This is a genomic window from Bartonella sp. AD328YNZD, assembly GCF_042196425.1.
In genome coordinates this window covers 1-1,864 of the sequence record NZ_JBHIQG010000420.1, presented here as the reverse complement: position 1 = coordinate 1,864, position 1,864 = coordinate 1, and the positions used below count along the sequence as shown (strand labels likewise).

1 protein-coding gene and 1 pseudogene are annotated in these 1,864 nt (G+C 40.6%); both read left to right on the top strand.

Annotation, left to right across the window (positions count from 1 at the left end; translation table 11 throughout):
* The coding region (locus tag ACFIO3_RS12430; protein WP_375704551.1) for a Vomp family autotransporter at nt 1-1,635 on the top strand (1,635 nt) is incomplete at its 5' end.
* Nucleotides 1,632-1,864, top strand: a pseudogene (locus tag ACFIO3_RS12425) (invasion-associated locus B family protein); the annotation flags it as partial. The gene ACFIO3_RS12430 and the pseudogene ACFIO3_RS12425, both read left to right, overlap by 4 nt.

Genomic DNA, 1,864 nt, shown 5'->3' with positions numbered 1-1,864 from the left:
TATCATGATGTAACCACAGCCTTTGCTGGAGTAGGTAGTTCTTTCGCGAATGTGAATAATTCCATCACGAATATTCATAATGAGCTTAAGAATGAGATTAATAAAGTTGTAGGAGACAGTCTTGTTAAGCAGGATTCTGAAACGAAAGTAATCAAGATTGGGGCTGAAACAGAGGGCAGAACAATCACAATTGCAAACAGTAATGGTGATACACGTAGTATTTTTGGCGTGAAAGCGGCAACTCTCTCTGAAGATTCAACAGAAGCAGTAAATGGTTCCCAGCTTTATTCCTTGAATAAGACACTAGCGACATATTTTGGTGGAGGTGCGAGCTATGAAAATGGTGCATGGACGGCGCCTACTTTCAAAGTTACGACCTTTAATGAATCTGGAAATGCTGAAGAACATAGCTATGCCAATATTGCAGAAGCGTTTGCAGGTGTAAGCAGTTCATTCACGAAGCTTCACAATGATATTACAGATAATGATAATATTAAGCAGAATGCATTGTTGTGGAGTGATGAAGATAGTGCGTTTGTAGCGCTTCATGAGCAAGGTGACAAAAGAAGCAAGAGCAAACTGAAGTTACTTTTAGATGGAGATATTTCTGAAGGGTCTAGTGAGGCGATTACGGGTAACCAGCTTTATTCTTTGAATAAGACACTAGCGATGTATTTAGGTGGAGGAGCGCGCTATGAAGGTGGCGCATGGCATGCTCCAGAGTTCAAGGTTGCGCGCTTTAATGCAGATGGTAGTTTATCGGATAAGAAGAACTATAATGATGTTGCAGGTGCCTTTGAAGGTGTTAGTGAGAGTATGACGCTTATCAACGACCGAATTAAAGAGGTTTCTAGCAATATAGATACGAATAGTTTGCATTGGAATGAAGACGCCGGGTCGTATGATGCGAGTTATAAGGGAGTCTCGAGTAAGATTACGAATGTTTTGGGTGGCAAGGTTGAAAAAGGTTCGCAAGAAGTAGTGAATGGAGGTCAGCTATGGGAGACGAATGAGAAGGTCAACGAGGTTGATCATAAGGTAGATAAGCTAGACCAACATGTTAAAGATATTGAAACTGCGGTTATAGATGGAGCTGTTAACTATGACAAAGATGCGGAAGGTAAGAAGAGCAATAGCATCACGTTGGTGGGTGGGAATGACAGCGAACCTGTGTTGATAGACAATGTCGGGGATGGTAAGATTGAGACAGGTTCTAAGGAAGCTGTTAATGGTGGTCAGTTGCATGATTATACAGAAAAGCAGATGAAGATAGTTCTTGACGATGCGAAGAAATATACGGATGATAAAGTTAGTAGTCTTGTCAATGATAGTCTTAACGAGTCGAAATCTTATACAGATATGAAATTTGAGACGTTAAATTATGCCATTGAAGATGTCCGCAAGGAGGCAAGGCAAGCAGCTGCTATTGGTTTGGCTGTGTCTAATTTACGTTACTATGATATACCAGGATCCTTAAGTGTCTCATTTGGTAGTGGTTTGTGGCGGAGTCAATCGGCATTTGCTATTGGTGCTGGTTATACATCTGAAGATGGAAATATCCGCTCGAATGTATCTATTACGAGTGCTGGAGGTCATTGGGGCATAGGCGCTGGGATTACTCTGAGGTTGAGATGATAATAGAGAAAATGACTATTATTATAAAAAAGAGAAGTATGTTAGTGAATGTTTTGTTTGCTCTTGCCTTAATAGGCAAGGGCGAAAGCTTTGCTAATGAGAATGATAATATTTATACAGTGCATCCACCGCACTTATCGATACCTAAGGGTGAACCTGGTGAAACACGCCGAATTATTATGCAGTTTTATGACTGGACTTTGATTTGTGATGAAAAACAAAAGCTCAA